Origin of the sequence: Burkholderia paludis, from assembly GCF_000732615.1 — a bacterium.
Lineage (GTDB): Bacteria > Pseudomonadota > Gammaproteobacteria > Burkholderiales > Burkholderiaceae > Burkholderia > Burkholderia paludis.
On record NZ_JPGL01000016.1, the window covers coordinates 1 to 20561 of the forward strand.

At 67.0% G+C, this 20561-nt stretch carries 19 protein-coding genes and 1 other RNA gene; 6 read left to right on the plus strand and 14 right to left on the minus strand.

Annotated elements, in window-relative coordinates:
* The coding region (locus tag GQ56_RS0111730; RefSeq protein WP_031398835.1) for a ParB/Srx family N-terminal domain-containing protein at positions 1-980 on the plus strand (980 nt) is incomplete at its 5' end.
* 52 nt (positions 981-1032) lie between these two features.
* Here GQ56_RS0111730 and GQ56_RS0111735 read toward each other — a convergent pair.
* From GQ56_RS0111735 to tyrS, 3 genes are read right to left on the minus strand one after another with little or no spacing between them, the layout of a single operon-like run.
* Positions 1033-1695, minus strand: coding sequence for a histidine phosphatase family protein (locus tag GQ56_RS0111735; protein WP_031398836.1), 663 nt, complete (start codon positions 1693-1695; stop codon positions 1033-1035).
* A gap of 23 nt (positions 1696-1718) precedes the next feature.
* The gene (gene dtd / locus GQ56_RS0111740) at positions 1719-2177 is read right to left on the minus strand and encodes a D-aminoacyl-tRNA deacylase (protein ID WP_031398837.1); all 459 of its coding nucleotides are present in this window, start codon (positions 2175-2177) and stop codon (positions 1719-1721) included.
* On the minus strand, positions 2174-3415 hold the full coding sequence (tyrS, locus tag GQ56_RS0111745) for a tyrosine--tRNA ligase (RefSeq protein WP_031398838.1): 1242 nt from the start codon (positions 3413-3415) through the stop codon (positions 2174-2176). The genes dtd and tyrS overlap by 4 nt, the downstream gene beginning before the upstream one ends.
* Before the next feature lie 142 nt (positions 3416-3557).
* Between tyrS and GQ56_RS0111750 the strand changes: the two genes are divergently transcribed.
* Positions 3558-4706: an anhydro-N-acetylmuramic acid kinase gene (locus GQ56_RS0111750; protein ID WP_031398839.1), complete on the plus strand. Its 1149-nt coding sequence runs from the start codon at positions 3558-3560 to the stop codon at positions 4704-4706.
* Between the two features lie 107 nt (positions 4707-4813).
* Here the strand turns inward: GQ56_RS0111750 and erpA are convergent, their stop codons facing one another.
* Genes erpA through rplM form a run of 4 tightly spaced genes read right to left on the minus strand, consistent with a single transcriptional unit; the run spans position 4814 to position 6236 of the window.
* A complete protein-coding gene (gene erpA / locus GQ56_RS0111755; protein WP_031398840.1) occupies positions 4814-5185 on the minus strand; it encodes an iron-sulfur cluster insertion protein ErpA in 372 nt (123 codons plus the stop codon).
* A gap of 20 nt (positions 5186-5205) precedes the next feature.
* Positions 5206-5394 (minus strand): hypothetical protein, encoded by a 189-nt coding sequence (locus tag GQ56_RS45860; RefSeq protein ID WP_162531554.1) that lies wholly within the window; start codon positions 5392-5394, stop codon positions 5206-5208.
* Positions 5395-5403: 9 nt separating this feature from the next.
* A complete protein-coding gene (gene rpsI / locus GQ56_RS0111760) occupies positions 5404-5796 on the minus strand; it encodes a 30S ribosomal protein S9 (RefSeq protein WP_031398841.1) in 393 nt (130 codons plus the stop codon).
* Positions 5797-5807: 11 nt separating this feature from the next.
* Positions 5808-6236, minus strand: coding sequence for a 50S ribosomal protein L13 (gene rplM, locus GQ56_RS0111765; protein ID WP_009687896.1), 429 nt, complete (start codon positions 6234-6236; stop codon positions 5808-5810).
* A gap of 311 nt (positions 6237-6547) precedes the next feature.
* Between rplM and GQ56_RS0111770 the strand changes: the two genes are divergently transcribed.
* Both GQ56_RS0111770 and GQ56_RS0111775 read left to right on the plus strand, forming a co-directional pair.
* Positions 6548-6841 (plus strand): DUF1090 family protein, encoded by a 294-nt coding sequence (locus GQ56_RS0111770; RefSeq protein WP_031398842.1) that lies wholly within the window; start codon positions 6548-6550, stop codon positions 6839-6841.
* 410 nt (positions 6842-7251) lie between these two features.
* The gene (locus GQ56_RS0111775; RefSeq protein WP_075122922.1) at positions 7252-7716 is read left to right on the plus strand and encodes an OsmC family protein; all 465 of its coding nucleotides are present in this window, start codon (positions 7252-7254) and stop codon (positions 7714-7716) included.
* Positions 7717-7792: 76 nt separating this feature from the next.
* Here GQ56_RS0111775 and rnpB read toward each other — a convergent pair.
* From rnpB to pyrC, 3 genes are all read right to left on the minus strand, one after another.
* An RNA gene (gene rnpB / locus GQ56_RS40130) (RNase P RNA component class A) lies at positions 7793-8204 on the minus strand.
* A gap of 12 nt (positions 8205-8216) precedes the next feature.
* Positions 8217-9107, minus strand: coding sequence for a DUF3025 domain-containing protein (locus GQ56_RS0111780; protein ID WP_031398844.1), 891 nt, complete (start codon positions 9105-9107; stop codon positions 8217-8219).
* The gene (gene pyrC / locus GQ56_RS0111785) at positions 9104-10168 is read right to left on the minus strand and encodes a dihydroorotase (protein WP_031398845.1); all 1065 of its coding nucleotides are present in this window, start codon (positions 10166-10168) and stop codon (positions 9104-9106) included. The genes GQ56_RS0111780 and pyrC overlap by 4 nt, the downstream gene beginning before the upstream one ends.
* 206 nt (positions 10169-10374) lie before the next feature.
* Between pyrC and GQ56_RS0111790 the strand changes: the two genes are divergently transcribed.
* Together GQ56_RS0111790 and GQ56_RS0111795 are read left to right on the plus strand one after the other, a co-directional pair.
* A complete protein-coding gene (locus GQ56_RS0111790; protein ID WP_031398846.1) occupies positions 10375-11286 on the plus strand; it encodes a class II glutamine amidotransferase in 912 nt (303 codons plus the stop codon).
* 634 nt (positions 11287-11920) lie between these two features.
* A complete protein-coding gene (locus GQ56_RS0111795; protein WP_031398847.1) occupies positions 11921-17167 on the plus strand; it encodes an autotransporter outer membrane beta-barrel domain-containing protein in 5247 nt (1748 codons plus the stop codon).
* A gap of 81 nt (positions 17168-17248) precedes the next feature.
* On the opposite strand, the gene GQ56_RS0111800 is transcribed toward GQ56_RS0111795, so the two are convergent.
* The 4 genes from GQ56_RS0111800 to GQ56_RS0111815 form a co-directional block, all read right to left on the minus strand.
* Positions 17249-17974 carry an amino acid ABC transporter ATP-binding protein gene (locus tag GQ56_RS0111800; protein ID WP_031398848.1) on the minus strand — a complete coding sequence of 242 codons (726 nt, stop codon included), beginning with the start codon at positions 17972-17974 and terminating at the stop codon, positions 17249-17251.
* A complete protein-coding gene (gene gltK / locus GQ56_RS0111805) occupies positions 17971-18648 on the minus strand; it encodes a glutamate/aspartate ABC transporter permease GltK (protein WP_031398849.1) in 678 nt (225 codons plus the stop codon). Before gltK ends, GQ56_RS0111800 begins: the two co-directional genes overlap by 4 nt.
* Positions 18648-19388 (minus strand): amino acid ABC transporter permease, encoded by a 741-nt coding sequence (locus tag GQ56_RS0111810; RefSeq protein WP_031398850.1) that lies wholly within the window; start codon positions 19386-19388, stop codon positions 18648-18650. The genes gltK and GQ56_RS0111810 overlap by 1 nt, the downstream gene beginning before the upstream one ends.
* A gap of 84 nt (positions 19389-19472) precedes the next feature.
* Entirely contained in the window at positions 19473-20366 is an 894-nt protein-coding gene (locus tag GQ56_RS0111815) for a glutamate/aspartate ABC transporter substrate-binding protein (protein WP_031398851.1), read from the minus strand.
* Positions 20367-20561 lie beyond the last annotated feature (195 nt).

Here is a 20561-nt window from a genome sequence, read left to right on the forward strand (position 1 = left end):
CGCCGCCCGCCCCCGCCACTCCGCAACCGGGCAAGTGGAAGAGCGCCCGCGCGGGCGACCTGATCGACGTGACGCTCGGCGATCTTCGTCCGACGCAGGGCGCGATCGGTTACGACCAGATCTACTACAAGCTCGGCCGCTACGAACTGCAGCCCGACAAGAAATTCGACGACTTCTGCGCGGACGAAGGCCTCGGCGGCATCGCGACAGGCAGCTACGGCGCAAAGTCGGCGCTGCGCGACCCGGCGAGCTACGCGTGCACGACGAGCGACGCGAACGCCCGCGACCGCTCGGTGCTGAACCCGGTCGTGATCGGCCCGAACGGCGACGCGCTGTACCTGACCGACGGCCACCACGGCCTGTCGACCTATTACGAAACGCCCGATGGCGGCCCGGCCCTGCACGTGCACGTCGTCGTCAAGGACAACCTGAGCGACTACGCGGGCGACACATTCTGGCAGCAAATGCAGAGCCGCGGCTATGTGCGCCTCAAGAACGGCGAGGGCAAGCCGATCACGGCCGCCCAGCTGCCGGCCGGGCTCGGCCTGGCGCTTGGAATGACGAACGACCGTTACCGGTCGCTCGTCTATTTCACCCGCGACATCGGCTACAGCAAGCCCGCGCAATCCACCGACTACCTCGAGTTCTACTGGGCCGACTGGCTGCGCGCGCAGCCGGGCACGTTCGCGCTCACCGGCTACGACCTGACGCGCCTCGGCGCAACCGATCCCGATCCGGCGAAGGCCGACACGGGCTACCTGAACGCGGTCTGGAATGCGTCGACGCGCATGGTCGCGGCCACGGATCCCGTGATCGACGGCAAGACGGGCGCCGACCTCGGGCGCGCCGATGCGATCAACGGCGGAAAGAAATACAACAAGGGGGAATTCGACAAGCTCCGCCAGCCGATTACGGCCGACAAGCCCGGCAAGATCGCGTACGCGCTCGACTACAAGACGCGCCACGCGCTGCCGCGGTAAGCGTCGCGCGGAAACGGGCTCCGGCCGGCAAGACCGGCCCGAGCCGGCCCGCTCAGAGCACCTTGCGGTACCCGTCGTCGTCGCTCGGCCCTTCCAGATGCGACACGTCGCCCCACTGCACGACCTGCGCGCGGCCGTCGACGTAATCGACGACGTTGATGCTCGTATTGAGCAACGGGTAATGGCGCGGCGCCGATAGCTCGATCGCGTTTGCAAACCGGTACACGCAATCGAGCACGCCGCCGTGCGCGACGCAGGCGATCCGGCCGCCCGGATGCGCGGCCACGATCGGCTCCAGCGCATGCAGCACGCGGTGATAGAACACGCGCTGCGACTCGCCGCCCTCCGGCGCAAAACCCGGATCGCGTGTCTGCCACGCTGCGTATGCATCCGGAAACAGCGTCTCGATCTCGCCGCTGTCATGCCCCTGGAACGCGCCGTACGAGCGTTCGCGCAACCCTTCGCGCAGTTGCAGCGGCAGGCCGAGCGCATCGGCGAAGGGCTGGGCGGTCTGCTGCGCGCGCATCAGGTCGCTCGAATAGACCGCGTCGATCCGTACGCCCTCGCGCGCCTCCCGTTCGAGCCGGGCAGCCAGCCGCTGCGCCTGCGCGAGCCCCGAGTCGGCCAGCGGAATGTCGGTATGCCCCTGGATGCGCTTGATGCGGTTCCAGGCCGTCTCGCCATGGCGGATGAAAAGAATCTGCGTGGAGGCCATCGCGGCGCGTCTCCGGGGAAGAATCAGGGCCGTACTTGCAGCCAGAACGTCACGGGGCCGTCGTTGACGAGCGACACCTGCATGTCGGCGCCGAATTCGCCCGTCTCGACGACCGGATGGCGCGCGCGTGCAGCCGCGACGAAATAGTCGAACAGCCGCGCGCCTTCGTCGGGCGGGGCGGCCGGCGTGAAGCTCGGGCGCAGCCCGCTGCGGGTATCGGCCGCCAGCGTGAACTGCGACACGAGCAGCAGGCCGCCCGCGCTGCCCGCGCCGTCGATGTTCGACACCGGCAGGTTCATCTTGCCGTCGGCGTCGCTGAACACGCGGTAGCCGAGCAGCTTCGCGAGCAGTTTGTCGGCCGCCGCATCGGTGTCGCCGCGCTCGGCGCAGACCAGCGCGAGCAGGCCCGCGCCGATCTCGCCCGTCGTACGATCGCCGACGCGCACGTCGGCGCGCCTCACGCGCTGGATCAGCGCGATCATGCGGTCAGCGTGACGCGCGCGAAGCGGCGCTTGCCGACCTGCACGACGAACTCGCCGGCCTCGACCTTCAGGCCCTTGTCCGACACCGTCGCGCCGTCGACCTTCACGCCGCCCTGCTCGATGTTGCGCAGCGCCTCGCTCGTCGACGGCACGAGGCCGGCCTGCTTCAGCAACTGGCCGATCGCCAGCGGCGCGCCGGCGAGCGTGACCGACGCGATGTCGTCCGGCACGCCGCCCTTCGCGCGATGGTTGAAATCCTCGAGCGCACGTTCGGCATCGGCTTGCGAGTGGAACCGCGCGACGATTTCCTGCGCGAGCAGCACCTTGAAGTCGCGCGGGTTGCGGCCGCCTTCGGCCTCGCGCTTGAAGCCGGCGATCTCGTCGAGACCGCGGAACGACAGCAACTCGAAGTAACGCCACATCAGCGTGTCCGAGATGCTCATCAGCTTGCCGAACATGTCGGTGGGCTTCTCGCTGATGCCGACGTAGTTGCCCTTCGACTTCGACATCTTCTCGACGCCGTCGAGGCCTTCGAGCAGCGGCATCGTGAGAATGCACTGCTGTTCCTGGCCGTACTGCTTCTGCAGTTCGCGGCCGACCAGCAGGTTGAATTTCTGGTCGGTGCCGCCGAGTTCGAGATCGGCGTTCAGCGCGACCGAATCGTAGCCCTGCATCAGCGGGTACAGGAATTCGTGGATCGAGATCGGCACGCCGCCCTGGAAGCGCTTCGTGAAATCCTCGCGTTCGAGGATCCGCGCGACCGTGTAGCGCGACGCGAGCTTGATCATCCCGTCCGCGCCGAGCGGCATCGACCATTCGCTGTTGTAGCGGATCTCGGTCTTGGCCCGATCCAGCACGAGCGCGGCCTGCTCGAAGTAGGTCTTCGCGTTCGACTCGATCTGTTCGCGGGTGAGCGGCGGGCGCGTCGCGTTACGGCCCGACGGATCGCCGATCAGCGACGTGAAATCGCCGATCAGGAAGATCACCGTGTGGCCGAGGTCCTGCAACTGGCGCATCTTGTTCAGCACGACCGTATGGCCGATGTGGATGTCGGGCGCGGTCGGGTCGAGGCCGAGCTTGATGCGAAGCGGCTTGCCCGAGGCCGCGCTGCGCGCGAGCTTCTGCGCGAACTCTTCCTCGATCAGCAGCTCGTCGACGCCGCGCTTCGTGACGGCGAGCGCATGCCGGACTTCGTCGGTGATCGGGAAAACAGGCTTGGAACTGGGTTCGGTGCTCATCGGTGCCAGGAAGAATGTCGCAAAAACAGGGATTTTCCCATAACTTGCGCGGGCATCGCTTAACGATGCATCACGTTGCGCGGATAATCGGGCGCAAGGCGCGCGGCACCGGCCCGCGCCGCACGATCCAGGAGAACCCAACGTGCCGCAACGACATCCGCAAAACGCCCATCCGGCCGACGGCATCTACTTCGGGCTGATGTCGGGAACCAGCATGGACGGCGTCGACGGCGTCGCCGTGCGTTTCGAGGCCGGCAAGGCGCCGGCCGTGCTCGCGGAAGCATTCGTCGGCTTCGCGCCGTCGCTGCGTGACGCGCTGTTCGCGCTGCAGCAGCCGGGCGACAACGAGATCGACCGGGAATCGCTCGCGGCCAACGCGCTCGTCGCGCGCTATGCGGTGTGCTGTCACGAATTGCAGCGCACGGCCGGGTTGTCGCGCGACGAGATCCGCGCGATCGGCGTGCACGGCCAGACGGTGCGCCACCGCCCCGAGCGCGGCTATACGCGGCAAATCAACAACCCGGCGCTGCTCGCCGAGCTGACCCATGCCGACGTGATCGCCGACTTCCGCAGCCGCGACGTCGCCGCGGGCGGCCACGGCGCGCCGCTTGCGCCGGCGTTCCATGCAACGGTGTTCGGCGCGCCGGGCGAAACCCGGATCGTCTGCAATCTCGGCGGCATCAGCAACATCACGATCCTGCCCGCCGAAGGCGGCGACGTGCGCGGCTTCGACTGCGGGCCGGCGAATGCGCTGCTCGACGAATGGGCGACCCGCCACCTCGGCAAGCCATACGACGAAGGCGGCAAGTTCGCCGCGCGCGGCGCCGCCCATGCGCCGCTGCTCGACGCACTGCTCGACGAACCGTATTTCGCCGAGCCGCCGCCGAAAAGCACCGGACGCGACCTGTTCAATCCGGCGTGGCTCGACGCGAAGCTCGCCGCGTTCGCGCAGGTCGCGCCGGAAGACGTGCAGGCGACCCTCGCCGCGCTCACGGCCGTATCCATCGCCCGCGAGATCGCCCGGCACGCACCGGGCTGCAAGGCCGTCTTCGCATGCGGCGGCGGCGCCCGCAATCCGGTGCTGCTCGACGCGCTCCGGGCCGCGCTGCACGCGGCCGGCGTGCCGGCCACGGTCGATACGACGGCCGCGCTCGGCGTACCACCGCAGCAGGTCGAGGCGCTCGCCTTCGCGTGGCTCGCGTACCGCTTCACCGCGCGCCAGCCCGGCAATCTCGCGACGGTCACCGGCGCCGCCGGCGATCGCGTGCTCGGCGCGCTCTACCCGCGCTGACCCGACACGCGCCACGCCGCGCCCGCCGCATGGCGGGTGGATGTAAAAAAACGGGGCATGAAGCCCCGTTTTTCATGCCGGCAAACCGGACAGGATCCGTCGTGCGCTCAAACCGAGAACGACGAGCCGCACCCGCAGGTGGTGGACGCGTTCGGGTTCTTGATCACGAACTGGGCGCCGTTGAGGTCGTCCTTGTAGTCGATCTCTGCGCCGACCAGGTACTGGTAGCTCATCGAGTCGATCAGGAGCTGGACGCCGTTCTTGTTCATCACGGTGTCGTCCTCGTTGACTTCCTCGTCGAACGTGAAGCCATACTGGAAGCCCGAGCAGCCGCCGCCCTGCACGAACACGCGCAGCTTCAGGTCGGGATTGCCCTCTTCGTCGATCAGTTGCTTGACCTTGTCGGCCGCTGCGTCGGTAAAGACGAACGGAACCGGCACTTCGGCCGTCGTTGCTGCGGATTCGGTAACAGCGTTCATTGCGAACTCTCCAAAAAGCTTTAGCCGCTATTGTAGGGCCGATCAGAAGATCGTGCTGAAGTCCATGAAATCAACAGGTTCTTGTCGATTTCGTCAAACGCGCCCGCGCGGGCCGCGGCGGCACAAGCCTGGAAGCGGACATAAAAAAACCGCCAGCGCGAAAGCTGGCGGTTTTTCCGGCGAACGCCGCCCGAAAGCGGCGAAGCCATGAAGCGGGATTAACGCTTCGAGAACTGCTTGGCGCGGCGTGCCTTGCGCAGACCGACCTTCTTACGCTCGACTTCACGCGCATCGCGCGTGACGAAGCCTGCGCTCGACAGCGACGGCTTCAGCGTCGCATCGTAGTCGATCAGTGCACGGGTGATGCCGTGGCGCACTGCGCCTGCCTGACCCGTTTCACCGCCGCCCGCGACGTTCACCTTGATGTCGAACGTCTGGCCGTGGTTCGTGAGTTCCAGCGGTTGACGCACGATCATCAGCGACGTTTCGCGCGAGAAGTAGTCAGCGATGGGCTTGCCGTTGACGATGATGTCGCCCTTGCCAGCCTTGATGAAGACACGTGCGACTGCGCTCTTGCGGCGGCCCGTGCCGTAGTTCCAGTTACCGATCATGTGGGCTCCCCTTAGATCTCAAGCGCCTTCGGCTGTTGAGCCGAGTGCGGATGCGTGGCTTCAGCGTAGACCTTCAGCTTCTTGATCATTGCATAGCCGAGCGGGCCCTTCGGCAGCATGCCCTTGACCGCCTTCTCGAGCGCGCGGCCCGGGAAGCGTTCTTGCATCTTGCCGAACGTCGTTTCATAGATACCGCCCGGGTAACCCGAGTGACGGTAGTACTTCTTGTCCAGCGTCTTGTTGCCGGTGACCTTCAACTTGCTCGCGTTGATGATGATGATGAAATCACCAGTATCGACGTGCGGAGTGAATTCAGGCTTGTGCTTGCCGCGCAGACGGCGTGCCACTTCGCTGGCAACACGGCCGAGAACCTTGTCCGTCGCGTCAATCACGTACCATTCGCGCGTCACCTCATGGGCTTTTGCGGAAAACGTCTTCATGATCGATCCAAAAAAAATGCTTTGCCCGGTGTGTTCTTCCTGCTTGTCTGTGTGCGCTTCGAGGCGCGGTGCAGGCTCTCCCTGTTCTTTTTCCGTGGGCATGAATGCGGAAAAGCCCTGAATTATAAAGGAAATCCGGCAACGCGGTCAAAGGGAATCCACTTCCGGTGCGCGCGACGGCCGAAATGGGCCAAAATCCGGTCGTGCCCCGACCCGCCAGGCGAACCGAGCGCCCGGGGCGGCACCCGTCGACGCGCGGCATGCAGCCTCGCCGCGCCGGACCGGCCGAACCCGTAAAACAACAAGCCAGCATGATGAAACAACGACTTACGCCCTTCATCGCGGCCGCGCTCGTGGCTGCCTCGGCGCCTGCCGTCGCCGCCCGCGCCGACTGCGAAGCCAAGCTCGACGCGCTCGATGCGCGCATCGCCGAAGCCCGTGCGACCCATGCCGAGGATCGCGTCGCCCGCCTGCGCGCGGTGCGCGAACGCGTCCGCCACTTCTGCTCTCGCGGCCACGGTCATGCGTCGGCCCCGCAGGCGCCGGCGCCCGCCGCCCGCTTGCCCGGCGCGGCGTCGCCGCCCGCGGCACGACAGCCTGCGTAACGATGCCGGGGCGCGCAAGCCGCGCGCCGATGTTTGCATGGGACGAAAAAAAGCCCGAACGGCTGGTTCGGGCTTAATCCACCATAGGAGGAGGGTGGAGGAGACATTCGGAGGTTGCCGCAGCGCGACAACCAATGAGGCTCATTATACGAACGCGTCACCGACTTCACAAGAAAATTTGCATTACGAAATCAAACACCATAATGCGGAATTTTTCAGAACGCGTTTGAAAAATCGATTTTCCCTTTGAAATCAATGCCATGATCCTGCCCGGCAGGCACGAGGATCGCCCTTGCCTAGAGCGAAACCCCTAAATCCGGAGGGGAATTGGCTGTCCGGCGCGCCGTTTGCGCGGCACAGGCGTTGCGCGTCGTGCAGCGCATCAGCCGACCGTTGCGCAGCGGGCTACAATGCCGGATCGAATCCGAATCAGGCAACGCGGGAGTGCAAGCATGGAATGCAAAGTAAGCTGGATGGGCCAGGACGGCATGGCGTTTTCCGCCGAGACCGGCAGCGGCCATCTCGTCACGATGGACGGCGCGCCGGAAGGCGGCGGCCACAACCTCGCGCCGCGCCCGATGGAAATGGTGCTGCTCGGCACCGGCGGCTGCACGGCCTATGACGTCGTGCTGATCCTGAAGAAGAGCCGCCAGGAAGTCACCGGCTGCTCGGTCACGCTGAAGGCCGAGCGTGCGAGCGAGGATCCGAAGGTGTTCACGAAGGTCCACTTCCACTTCACGGTCACCGGGCGCAACTTGAGCCCGACCACGGTCGAACGCGCGATCAACCTGTCGCACGACAAGTATTGCTCCGCGTCGATCATGATCGCGAAAACGGCCGAGCTCACGCATTCGTTCGACATCGTCGCGGCCTGACCCGCGCCGCGCGTCGATCGCGCATGAAAAAAGGGCCGGCGCTCCGCAAGGAGACGCCGGCCCTTTCGCATTCGAACGGCAAAGCAGGCCGATAAGCCGGATTCTGTGCACGTCGCGCGCCGAAGCGCGCCACGCGTGGCAGCCATTCCTCTAGGCGCGCCATTGCTGACGCGCTCAAGCTTCCTACCCGCAGACGAGACGGGGGCCCCGTCCTGCATCCGAAAATGCGCGCCTGCCTACTTGGAATTGCTCCGGGTGGAGGTTACCGTGCCGGCGAACGTCGCCGTCGCCGCGGTGCGCTCTTACCGCACCGTTTCACCCTTACCTGATCCCGGCTTGCGCCGGGCCATCGGCGGTTTGCTTTCTGTTGCCCTGTTCCGCGTGTCGCCACGGATGGCCGTTAGCCATCACCCTGCCCTGTGGAGTCCGGACTTTCCTCGCCCCCGCGCGCCCGAAGGCGGCGAGGCCGCGACTGCCTGGCCTGCTTTGCGACGCGCATTCTAGCACTGCGCGCCGCTGCCGGCAGCACGCGAGCGGCGGCCGCTGCGGAATACGGCCGGGTCGTCGTAGAACGCGGCCTCGGCATTCGCGTCGCACCAGCCCGGCACACCGAGCACCGGAAGCGGCGCGAAGTCGCGGCTCGTCAGCGCGCAAGTCGCAAGTTCGGCGGCGATGCGCGCGTCGACATGCGCGATGCGCCACGCCTCGGGCCACGAAAAATAGTCGGCGCTCACTTCGACGATCCACGTATGCGCGGTGCAGGACTTGTAGGGCGCGACGAGTTTCCCGAGCAGCGCATGGCCGACGAGCCGCGCCTCGCAGCGCGCACCCCACGCGGCGCGCGAGGCAATCAGCAGCCGCGGCCAGTCGAACGCGCGCAGCGCGTCGGCGAGTGTGCGGTCGGCCGTCACGAACAGCGCGGCATTCTCGTCGAACAACGTGAGCGCGTCGCGCAACGCGCCGCGCACCGGGCCCACACCGCCTGCCGCGTCGATCGCCGCGGCCTGGCGCGCATTCAACGCCGCCTTGATGCGCGGATACGCGAACCATACGAGCGCGTTGAAGAAGTCGTGCAGGTTGTGGCGGGTCGGGACGCCGCCCGTCTCCGCAATATGGGTCTCGTACGCGATGCCGGGCGGTAACGCGGCCTGCGGCACGAACCGCAACAGCCTGCCGCGGCCGCTCACGCGCGGGCCGTCGGGGCCGGTATCGCGCAACGCGCCGTTCAGCATGTCGAGCAGCGCGGCCTCGCCCGCCCGTGCGGCCGCCTGCGCGGCGCGGCCGGGCTCCGCGTAGGGCGCGAGCCACGGCACGGACCAGTCGATCCGTGCGACCTCCGCCGCCGCGCCGCCGGCCGCATGGCCGGGCTCGCGCGGCGGCGCGCAGGTCACGCGAGTTTCCAGCCGATCGTCTCGCCGCCGCGCAGCGGCACGACCGGCGTATCGCCCGCGAAGATCTCGCGCGGCAGTTCCCATGCCTCGCGACGCAGCGTGACCGTCTCGGCGCTGCGCGGCAGCCCGTAGAAATCGGCGCCGAAGAAGCTCGCGAACCCTTCGAGCCGGTCGAGCGCGCCGGCGTTGTCGAATGCTTCCGCATACAGTTCGAGCGCGTGCAGCGCCGTGTAGCAGCCCGCACAGCCGCACGCGGTTTCCTTCGCGTCGCGCGCATGCGGCGCGCTGTCGGTGCCGAGGAAGAAGCGCGGGTTGCCCGACGTCGCGGCCTCGACCAGCGCGACGCGATGCGTCTCGCGCTTCAGCACGGGCAGGCAGTAGTAATGCGGGCGAATCCCGCCGACGAACAGCGCGTTGCGGTTGTACAGCAGGTGATGCGCGGTGATCGTCGCCCCCAGCAGGCCGGGCGCCGCGTCGGCGTCGCGCACGTAGTCGGCCGCGTCCTTCGTGGTGATGTGTTCGAACACGACCTTCAGGCCCGGGAAGTCGCGGCGCAGCGGCGTCATCACGCGGTCGATGAAGACCTTCTCGCGGTCGAACAGGTCGATCGACGCATCGGTCACCTCGCCGTGCACGAGCAGCGGCATGCCCGTTTCCTGCATCGCCTCGAGCGTCTTCGCGCATTTCGCGAGATCGGTGACGCCGTGGTCGGAATTCGTCGTCGCACCCGCCGGATACAGCTTCACGCCGTGCACGAAACCGCTTTCGCGCGCGCGGCGGATCTCGTCGGGCGGCGTGTTGTCGGTCAGGTACAGCGTCATCAGCGGTTCGAACGTCATCCCGGCCGGCAGCGCGGCCAGGATGCGCTCGCGATAGGCCTGCGCCTGCGCGGTGGTCGTCACCGGCGGCTTCAGGTTCGGCATGACGATCGCGCGGCCGAACTGGCGCGCGGTGTGCGGCAGCACGGCGGCCAGCATGTCGCCGTCTCGCAGGTGCAGGTGCCAGTCGTCGGGACGGGCGAGCGAGAGCGTCGCCGGGGAGGAAGCGTTCGAGGCAGTCATAGGAGGCGTCGTGAGGAACGGGCGGGCCATCGGCGGGGCCGGAACACGCATGCCGCGGGCCGACTGACGGCAAACCGCAACACGGGGCCTTCGGTCGGCGGAATCCGCTTTTTACCGCTCGGGGCTCGGTGATATGCTAGAAGCCGCATTGTACCGGGGTTCGCCCGGTTCGTTACCCCCCGCTTCAGCCTGCCGCCCCAAGTAAAATGTGCCAACTCTTAGGAATGAACTGCGCCGCGCCGACGGACGTCACATTCTCCTTCACAGGTTTCGCAGCCCGGGGCGGGCTCACCGATCACCATGCCGACGGCTGGGGCATCGCGTTCTTCGAGGACAAGGCCTGCCGCCTCTTCATCGATCACCAGGCATCGGCCACGTCGCCGATCGCCGAGATGGTGAAGCGCTACCCGATCAAGTCCAAGAACACGATCGCGCACATCCGCAAGGCGACGCAAGGTCACATCCTGCTCGAGAACAGCCATCCGTTCATGCGCGAGCTGTGGGGCCGGCACTGGATCTTCGCGCATAACGGCGATCTGCAGGACTACGCACCGGACATGGACGGCAGCGTCTACCATCCGGTCGGCACGACCGACAGCGAGCAGGCGTTCTGCGTGCTGATGCAGGGGTTGCGCGAAGCGTTCCCCGGCGCGCAGCCGCCGCTGCCCGAGCTGTTCGAGCGCGTCGGCGAGCTGACGCGCGGCATCACCGATCACGGCGTGTTCAACTTCCTGATGTCGAACGGCCAGGCGCTGTTCGCGCACTGCTCGACGCGGCTGCACTATCTCGTGCGGCGCTGGCCGTTCTCGACCGCGCATCTCGTCGACGAAGACCTGTCGATCGACTTCGCGAAATACACGACGCCCGAGGATCGCGTCGCGGTGATCGCCACGCAGCCGCTCACCGACAACGAGGTCTGGACCGCGTTCGAGCCGGGCGAGCTGATCATGTTCCAGTGCGGCGACGTGGCCGCGCGGATGCGGATTCCGGTGCCCGAGCGCGTGCTCGAGAAACTGCGCAATCCGTCGCTCGACGCATCGGCGTCGGCGCCGCGCGTCGCACGCGAGGCGCTCGCAACCGCCACCGACGGCGATTCCGACGACGCGATCGACTTTTGAGCCCGGCGGGCGCACCGCGCGCCCTTCCCTGTTCGTCACCGCACGCCGAAACGATTCCGCACCCCGTCCGACCGCGACGGTCGGCTTCGCGCGCCAGCGATGCGGCAACGCTCGCCGCCGGGGCCAGTCGTTCGCTTTGACCCTGACCCAGGCCACAGTCCGGGGCAAGTCGAAACGATCGCGCGTAACATTTTCTTGATTTAATTAATTTCCAGGCGAAAATAATCAAAAAGCAAAATAAATAATCACGCGCATCCAGAGCGCATATAATCCGGAAGCCATATTCTAACGCACCCCCTCGACGCAAACCGTGCGCCACCGCACCGATCCGGCAACCGCGAATCCGCCCTTATAAAATCGGCAAATCCCTTTACCACAAAGACTTTCAGTTCGATTCGCCACACAATTCAAAAATACCGAATCAAATTGGCATTATTGCCACATTCATTATTTTTTTGATAATCGATCATCCTCTCGATCAGTAGACTCCGCTCATCCCCGGTGTAACGAAGCGCAATAAATGGAGAAGCGGCGATGGCCGCCGCACGTCCATTCCGGCCATGTCCCCACCGCGGACCGAGACTTCACTGCACGGCGGTGAATGCCGCATCAAAACAAGAGAGAGAGGCTTGTCGTGAATCATTCATTTCGATCGATCTGGAGCGAGACTACCGGCTGCTGGGTCGCGGTTGCGGAAACGGCGCGGGCATGCGGCAAGCGTTCGGGCAAGCCGTCCGGCACCGGCCGCCACGCCGCGCGCCCGACGCCGCTGCGCATCGCCGCACTCGGCGCCGCGCTGGCCGTGCTGTCGGCCGGCTCCGCGCACGCATCGACGTGCGGCAGCGGCGCGGCAGTCGCGAGCGGCGGCACCTGCGTGCTCGGCAGTTTCAGCCCGACCGTCAACGACAACCTCGTCGGCGCCACGACCGTGACGGGCGGCGACCGGGTCGGCCTGACGGGCGCATGGACCGGCGCGACCGGCGACATGGGCTACACGCTGATGCCGCTCGACACGACGTCGATCATTTCGGGCAATCCGAACCAGCCGCTGGTGTCGCTCGGCGGCAAGACGCAGAGCGTCGGCACGCCCGATTCGATCACGGGCGGCCGGACGTCCGTCGCGACCTACGACTCGTCCGCCTTCGTCGCGTCGAGCGCGGGCTCGACCGACGTGCCGGTCTACCACGACGTGAACGGCAACCAGTACGTGAACACGCGCATCGGCACGGTCGCGAACTCGGGCGGCACGCTCGACGTGTCGATCGGCAATCCCGCGAACGCGCCCGCGGCGGCCGGCAACGCGATCACGATCGCGGCAAAGCAGACCGACCTGACCTACGCGGACGGCACCGGCTCGACGCCGAGCGTCATCAACTGGAATTCGCGCAACCAGATCTGGTTCATCACCGGCGACTATCTCGCGAGCGGCGGCCCCGTCGGAAGCATCCAGCTCGACGTGCCGAGCTACGCGGGCACCTTCACCGCGTTCGACGGCAGCACGTGGACCGTCACCGACGCCGCGTCGCTCGCCGCGTACAACAACTTTCTCGTGCGTTCGGTCCAGAGCGGCGCGCTCGGCTCGCAAGCGGCCTACGACAACGCGTTCGGCCAGGCCGTGTCGTTCTCCACGCAAACCTTCGAGTACGCGAACGACGTATCGCCCGGCGACAAGAACGCGCTGCCCAGAAACTATCCGACGGCGATGCACGGCGCGGGCGCGAACGCGACGCTGCACATCGGCACGGACGGCCAGATCGACTTCCGCGGCTCCAACACGATCGACGCGAGCAGCGCCGTCCTTGCGGAGAACGGCGCGCATTTCATCAACGACGGGCGCCTGTCGGGCGACTTCACGCTGGTACGTCTGCTGACCGGCGCGAGCGGCGTCAACAACGGCGTGATCTCGTCCGGCTACGCGGCCGGCGACAACTTCAGCACGGGCGGCACAGCGCAGCCCGACAACTTCGGCCTCAATGCCTACGTCGAAGGCAGCGGCGTGTATGCGGACGGCGCGGGCACCACGTTCGTCAACAACGGCGTGATGAACGTCGGCGCGTGGAATCTCACCCGCAACCGGCCCGACCTGCAGAACTACGCGGTGGCCGTGGCCGACGGCGCGAGCGCATCGAACGCCGGCACGATCAATGTCGGCGTCAACGCGACGACGCTCGACAGCCAGGTGATCGGCGGCCTCGTCGCCGGCGGCAGCTTCACGAACGAAGCCGGCGGCACGATCTACCTCGGCCGCGCGGCGCAATACGACGCCGGGTCGCCCGAAGCCGTGAACGACGTCGCGCTGTCCGCGCACACGTACGGCATCCTGCTCGGCGCGTCGGGCACCGCGAGCAACCTGGGCACGATCGTGATCGGCTCGCAGACGCAGAACGGCGCGGCGCTGGCGAGCATCGGCTCGTCGTCCGGCACGCTGAGCAACGCGGGGGCGATCGTCGTCAACGGCGCGGCGCCCGGCACGCCGCTCGCCAATGTCGGCATGCTCGCGTCCAACACCGCCGCGACCGTGACCAACACCGGCACCATCACGCTGAACGGCGTCAACGGCATCGGCATCATGGTGGTCGGGACCGGTACGCTCGCGACGGCCGCCACTTCGACCGGCACGATCAACGTGGCCGGCGGGCTCGATCCCTCGTCCGGCACGCGCAACTACGGCGTGTGGGCCGAGGGACCGCTCGCGCAGGCGACGCTCGACGGCGCGCTCAACCTGACGGGCACCGGCGCGATCGGCGTGCATGCGCGCTCGGGCGCGACGATCGACGTCGGCGCCGACGCGGTGCCCGCCTTCATGTCGGGCACGAACCAGATCGGCTTCTACGCGTACGGCGCGGGCTCGAAGATCAACGTCGCCGCGCAGCATCTCAGCGTCGACACCGACGATTCGACGCTGTTCCGCGTCGCGGGCGGCGCGACCTACACGGGCTCTTCGACGGCCGGCGCGCTGACGACCGACGTGAACGGCCAGCGCGCGCACGGCGTGCTCGCGACCGACGCGGGCACCGTGCTGTCGACCGGCAACGCGATTTACAACGTCAACGGCGCCAACAGCGTCGCGATCGGGGTCGAAGGCGGCGCGCAAGGCACCATCGACGCGGGCGCGACGATCAACCTGAACGCGGCCGGCGCGATCGCCGGCGTGGTCGACGGCCAGGCGCACGACCTCACCGGCGCGAATGCCGGCGCACCGGTCGCGACGACGCTCGTCAACGACGCCGCCGTCACGTCGTCGACCGCCGGCGTGACGGGCTTCGTCGCGCAAAACCTCGGCACGCTCGACAACCGCGACACGGTGCTGCTGACGGGCGCCGGCTCGACGGGCGTCGTGGTCGGCGCGCTCGGCACGGTGAACAACGCGTCGACGATCCGCGTATCCAACGGCACCGGCGCGCTCGTGCAGGGTGCGTCGGCAACGCTCGCCAACGCGGGGGCGATCGAAGCCGACGACGGCGTCGCGGGTGTGCGCCTGACGGGCGCCGGCGCGTCGGTTGCGCTGTCGGGCGCGGGCACCGTGGTCGCGAACGGCAGCGCCGACGGCGTGCTGATCGACCCGACAGTGTCGGGCGGCGGGCTCGCGGCCGGCGCGACGTCGATCGCGGTCGGCGGCACGGGCAAGGGAATCGACAACCAGGGGACGAACGCGACGATCGCGCTGTCAGGCACGCAGATCGGCACGACCGGCAGCAGCGCCGACGGCCTGTCGTCCACCGGCGCCGGCGCGCTGATCGGGATGGACGCCGCAACATCGATCCGGACGGCCGGCGGCAATGCGCGCGGCGTATTCGTCTCCGGCGCGGGCTCGACGCTGACGGCCAACGGCACGACCGTCGCGACGGCCGGCGCGGGCTCGGCCGCGCTCGTGGCGAGCGGCGGCGCGACCGCGCTGCTGTCGGGCGCGCGGATCGCCGCGTCGGGCGCCGCGGCCGACGGCCTCGTCGCACAGGGCGGCGGCCGCATCGGCGACACGGGCTCGACGATCGCCAGCGCGGCGGGCAACGGCGCGACCGCCGACAGCGGCGGCACGCTCGCGCTGACCGGCACGACGCTCAAGGGCGCGACGGCCGGCGTGCTGACGTCGGATTCGCTCGCGAGCGGCGCGACGAGCTCGGTGCTCGTCGACGGCGGCAGCGTGACGTCGACGGCCGGGCCGGCGTTTGCCGCACGCGGCGGCACGGCCGACATCGCCGTGCGCAACGGCACGGTCGTGACGACCGGCAACGGCACGCTGCTCGCGCTCTCGAACGGCAGCAACGCCACTTTCACCGCGTCGGCCGTGAATCTGGCCGGCGACATCGTGTCCGACGCGTCGAGCACCGGCAACGTGCTGCTCGCGAACGGCACGACGCTGACCGGCAGGATCGATCCGGTCGCGCTGACCGTCGACAACACCAGCACGTGGCGCATGACGGGCAGCTCGGTGCTGAGCAGCCTGACCAACGCGGGCGCGGTCGCGTTCGCCGCGCCGACCGGTGCCACGACGCTCGCGGGCAGCTACAAGACGCTGACCACCGGCAGCTACGTCGGCAACGGCGGCACGATCGCGCTCAACACGTTCCTCGGCGCCGACGCATCGCCGACCGACCAGTTGATCGTGAACGGCGGCGCGGCGAGCGGCACGACGGGCCTGAAGATCGCCAACACGGCCGGCACCGGCGCGCAGACGCAGGGCAACGGGATTCCGGTGGTCGTCACGACGAACGGCGGCACGACCACCGCATCGGCGTTCCAGCTCGCGGGCCCCGTGCAGGCGGGCGCATACGAGTACCGGCTCTATCGCGGCGGGCAAGGCGACGCGAACGGCTGGTACCTGCGCTCGCAGCTCGAGCAGACGGACCCCGGCGACCCGATCCACCCGTCCGGCAACGGCGACGGTGATGGCAACGGCAACGGCACGCTCGCGTACCGGCCGGGCGTCGCGGGCTACGCGCTGACGCCGCTGCTCAACGTCGACTACGGTTTCTCGACGCTCGGCAGGCTGCACGAACGCGTCGGCGACATCGACAACCTCGGCAAGGAGCAGCCCGGCAATCACGACGGCGTGTGGGGGCGCATCGGCGGCCAGAGTCTCGATGCGAACGCGGGCCGCTTCGCGGCCGACGAGCGCACGTTCTTCGCGCAGTTCGGCAAGGACTGGACGCTCGACCAGGCGCCGAACGGCGGCGCCAGCACGCATGCGGGCGTGACGGCCAGCCTCGGCGTGTCGAACGCGAGCTTCAGCGACATGGCGCGCGCCGACACGGCCAGCCTGTCGACGTCGACGGGCTCGGTCGAGATGCACGCGCAGAGCGTCGGCGGCTACTGGACGCGCTACCTGACCGACGGCACGTACTTCGACAGCGTCGGCCAGGTGACGCACTACGGCAACCGCTATCGCGACAGCTACGGCAACGATGCGTCGCAGAACGGCTTCGGCGTCGCGCTGTCGCAGGAAGTCGGCAAGCCGTTCGCGGTCGGCGGCCTGCCGATCGCGGTCGAGCCGCAGGCGCAGCTGATGTATCAGTACCTGAAGCTGAACGGGTTCAACGACAACGTGTCGGCCGTATCGGGCACGGCGACCAACGCGCTGCGCGGCCGCGTCGGCGTGCGCTTCTTCCGGCCGAACCTCCAGTCGGATGCGGGCGGCGGCGCCGCGACGCCGTACTTCACGGCCGACGTGCTGCACGATTTCCTGTCGCCGGGCCAGACCGTCGTCGGCGGCACGCCGTTCGCGACGCATCTCGGCCGCACGTGGTACGAGCTCGGCGTCGGCGTGACCGCGGGCCTCGGCAAGTCGGGCGAGCTGTATGCGAACGCGAAGATCGCGCGCAACATCGGCGGCGACTACCGGCGCGGCATCGTCGGGCAGGTCGGTTACCGCTACAGCTGGTAACGCACGCGTCGCACGCGCGAAAAAAAACCGCCCGGCATTCGCCGGGCGGTTTTCGTTCGGGCGCGCGCGATGCGCGAACGCTCAGTGCAGGATCTTCGCGAGGAAATCCTTCGCGCGTTCCGATTTCGGATTCGAGAAGAAATCGTCCTTGCGGTCGTCCTCGACGATCGCGCCCTTGTCCATGAAGATCACGCGATGGGCCACCTTCTTCGCGAAGCCCATCTCGTGCGTGACGACCATCATCGTCATCCCTTCCTGCGCGAGTTCGACCATCACGTCGAGCACTTCGTTGATCATCTCGGGGTCGAGCGCGGACGTCGGCTCGTCGAACAGCATCGCGATCGGGTCCATCGACAGCGCGCGCGCGATCGCGACACGCTGCTGCTGGCCGCCCGACAACTGGCCGGGGAACTTGTGCGCATGCGCCTTCAGGCCGACGCGATCGAGCAGCTTCAGGCCCTTCTCGTTCGCCTCGTCCTTGCCGCGGCCGAGCACCTTGATCTGCGCGAGCGTCAGGTTCTCGGTGATCGACAGGTGCGGGAACAGCTCGAAATGCTGGAACACCATCCCGACCTTCGAGCGCAGCTTCGACAGGTTCGTCTTCCGGTCACCGACCGACTGGCCGTTCACGAGGATCTCGCCCTGCTGGAACGGCTCGAGGCCGTTCACGGTCTTGATCAGCGTCGATTTGCCCGAGCCCGACGGGCCGCACACGACGACCACTTCGCCCTTCTTGACCTCGGTCGTGCACTCGGTAAGGACCTGAAACTGGCCGTACCACTTCGAAACGTTCTTGATGGAAATCATCTTGTGACCTTTTTCTGGAGACCCTTGACGAGCACAGACGCCAACGAGCAAATCACGAAATAGCATGCGCCGGCGAACAGGACCATCTCGACGGTCGTGCCGTCGCGATCGCCGATGTTGGCAGCCGTGCGGAAGAAATCCGCGAGACTGATCACGTACACGAGCGACGTATCCTGGAACAGGACGATCGCTTGCGTGAGCAGCAGCGGTACCATGGCGCGGAACGCCTGCGGCAGGATCACGAGGCGCATCGCCTGCGCGTAATTCATGCCGAGCGCGAACGCGGCGTTCACCTGCCCGCGCGGCACCGCCTGGATGCCGGCGCGGATGATCTCCGAATAATACGCGGCTTCGAACAGCGAGAACGCGACCATCGCCGATGCGAGGCGAATGTCGATCGTCGGCGACAGCCCGAGCACGCCCTGCAGCAACTGCGGCACGATCAGGAAGAACCACAGCAGCACCATCACGAGCGGGATCGAGCGGAACACCGTCACGTAGCCCTGCGCGAACCACGCGAGCGGCTTGACGCCCGACAGCCGCATCAGCGCCAGCAGCGTGCCCCAGACGATCCCGACCACGATCGCGATCAGCGTGATCTGGAACGTGACGACCGCCCCCGTCCACAGCGTCGGCAGCGCGCCGGGAATACTACTCCAGTCGAACTGATGCATCACTTGCCTCCGATATAGCCGGGCAGCCGCGTACGGCCTTCGATCCAGCGCATGAACGCCATCACGACGAGGTTGATGATCACGTACGCGAGCGTGACCGCGATGAACGACTCGTAGGTCTGCGCGGTGTAGTCGACGAGCTGGCGCGCCTGCGCGGACAGGTCGAGCAGGCCGATCGTGGACGCGACGGCGGAGTTCTTGAAGATGTTCAGGAATTCCGACGTGAGCGGCGGCACGATGATCCGGTACGCGACGGGCAGCAGCACGTAGCGATAGGTCTGCCACTGCGTGAAGCCCATCGCGAGGCCGGCCGCGCGCTGGCCCTTCGGCAGCGCGTTGATCCCCGAGCGCACCTGTTCGCACACGCGCGCGCCGGTGAACAGGCCGAGACAGACGATCGACGCGGTGAAGAACTGCGTGGTCGGCGGCAGCTGCTTGATCCAGGTGCCGATCGACGCGGGCAGCAGTTCGGGTATCACGAGATACCAGACGAAGAACTGCACGATCAGCGGAATGTTCCGGAAGATCGACACATACAGCGTGCCGATCGCGGACAGCCATTTGTTCGGCACGGTGCGCAGCACGCCGAACAGCGAACCGACGATCAGCGCGATGACCCAGGCGACGAGCGACACCTCGATCGTCACCCAGAAGCCGGACATCAGCCATCCGAAATAAGTCGTCGGCTCGCCGGTCGACACGGGGCTCAGGAAAATGCCCCAGTTCCAGTGGTAAGACATGGGCAAGACTCCAGCAAAAAGAAACGGAAGAAGCGTGGCCTCTTCCGTCTCATTAGCGTCATTTCTGCATCAACGTCCGTGCGGTCAGTCGAGCGCCTTGTCGTTCGGGTTCGCGTACAGCTTCTTCATCGAATCGGACAGCGGGAAGTTCAGGTTCAGCCCCTTCGGCGGAATCGGGTTCTCGAACCACTTCGCATAGATCTTCGCGGCTTCGCCCGACTTCTCGACTTGCGAGATCGCGTCGTCGACGACCTTCTTGAAGTCGGCGTCGCCCTTGCGCATCATGCAGCCGTACGCTTCTTCCGATTGCGGCGTACCGACGATCACCCAGTCGCCCGGCTTCTTCGCCTTCGCACGCTCGCCCGCGAGCAGCGCGTCGTCCATCATGAACGCGACCGCGCGGCCCGATTCGAGCGTATTGAACGAATCGCCGTGATCCTTCGCGCTGATGATGTTCATGCCCATCTGCTTGTCGTTGTTCATCTTGCGCAGCAGGCGCTCCGACGTCGTGCCGGCGGTGGTCACGACCGTCTTGCCCTTGAGATCCGCGAAATCCTTGATGCCCGAATCGTTCTTCGTCATCAGGCGGGTGCCGATCACGAAGATCGTGTCGGAGAATGCGGCCTGCTGCTGGCGTTCGGCGTTGTTGGTCGTCGAGCCGCACTCGATGTCGACCGTGCCGTTCTGCACCAGCGGAATGCGGTTCTGCGACGTGACCGGGATGTTCTTCGTCTGCAGGTTCGGCAGGTTCAGCTTCTTCTTCACCGCGTCGACCACCTTCATCTGGAATTCGCGCGAATAGCCGACCACCTGCTGCTTTTCGTCATAGTAGGAGAACGGGATCGACGACTCGCGGTGTCCCAGTGCGATCACGCCCGTGTCCTTGATCTTCTTCAGCGTGCCCGTCTCCTGAGCATGCGCGCCGCTTGCGAACGCGCAGAGCGCCGCGACCATCAGGACTGCCTTGTGGTATTTCATTTTGGTCATCTCCTTGGCTAAAACCCGCGCCAGTGTATCAAAGTAATATTTTTGAAAGTACTGGTTGTTTACCGCACGCCGAAGCGTCCGGTGCGCAGCCTTCCTCCCGGCTGCGCGCGCCCCGAATGCGCGCGCGGGCGGTGCCGGATCCGGCACCGCCCGCGAAGGTTCATATCCGCAATCGGGTGGATTGCG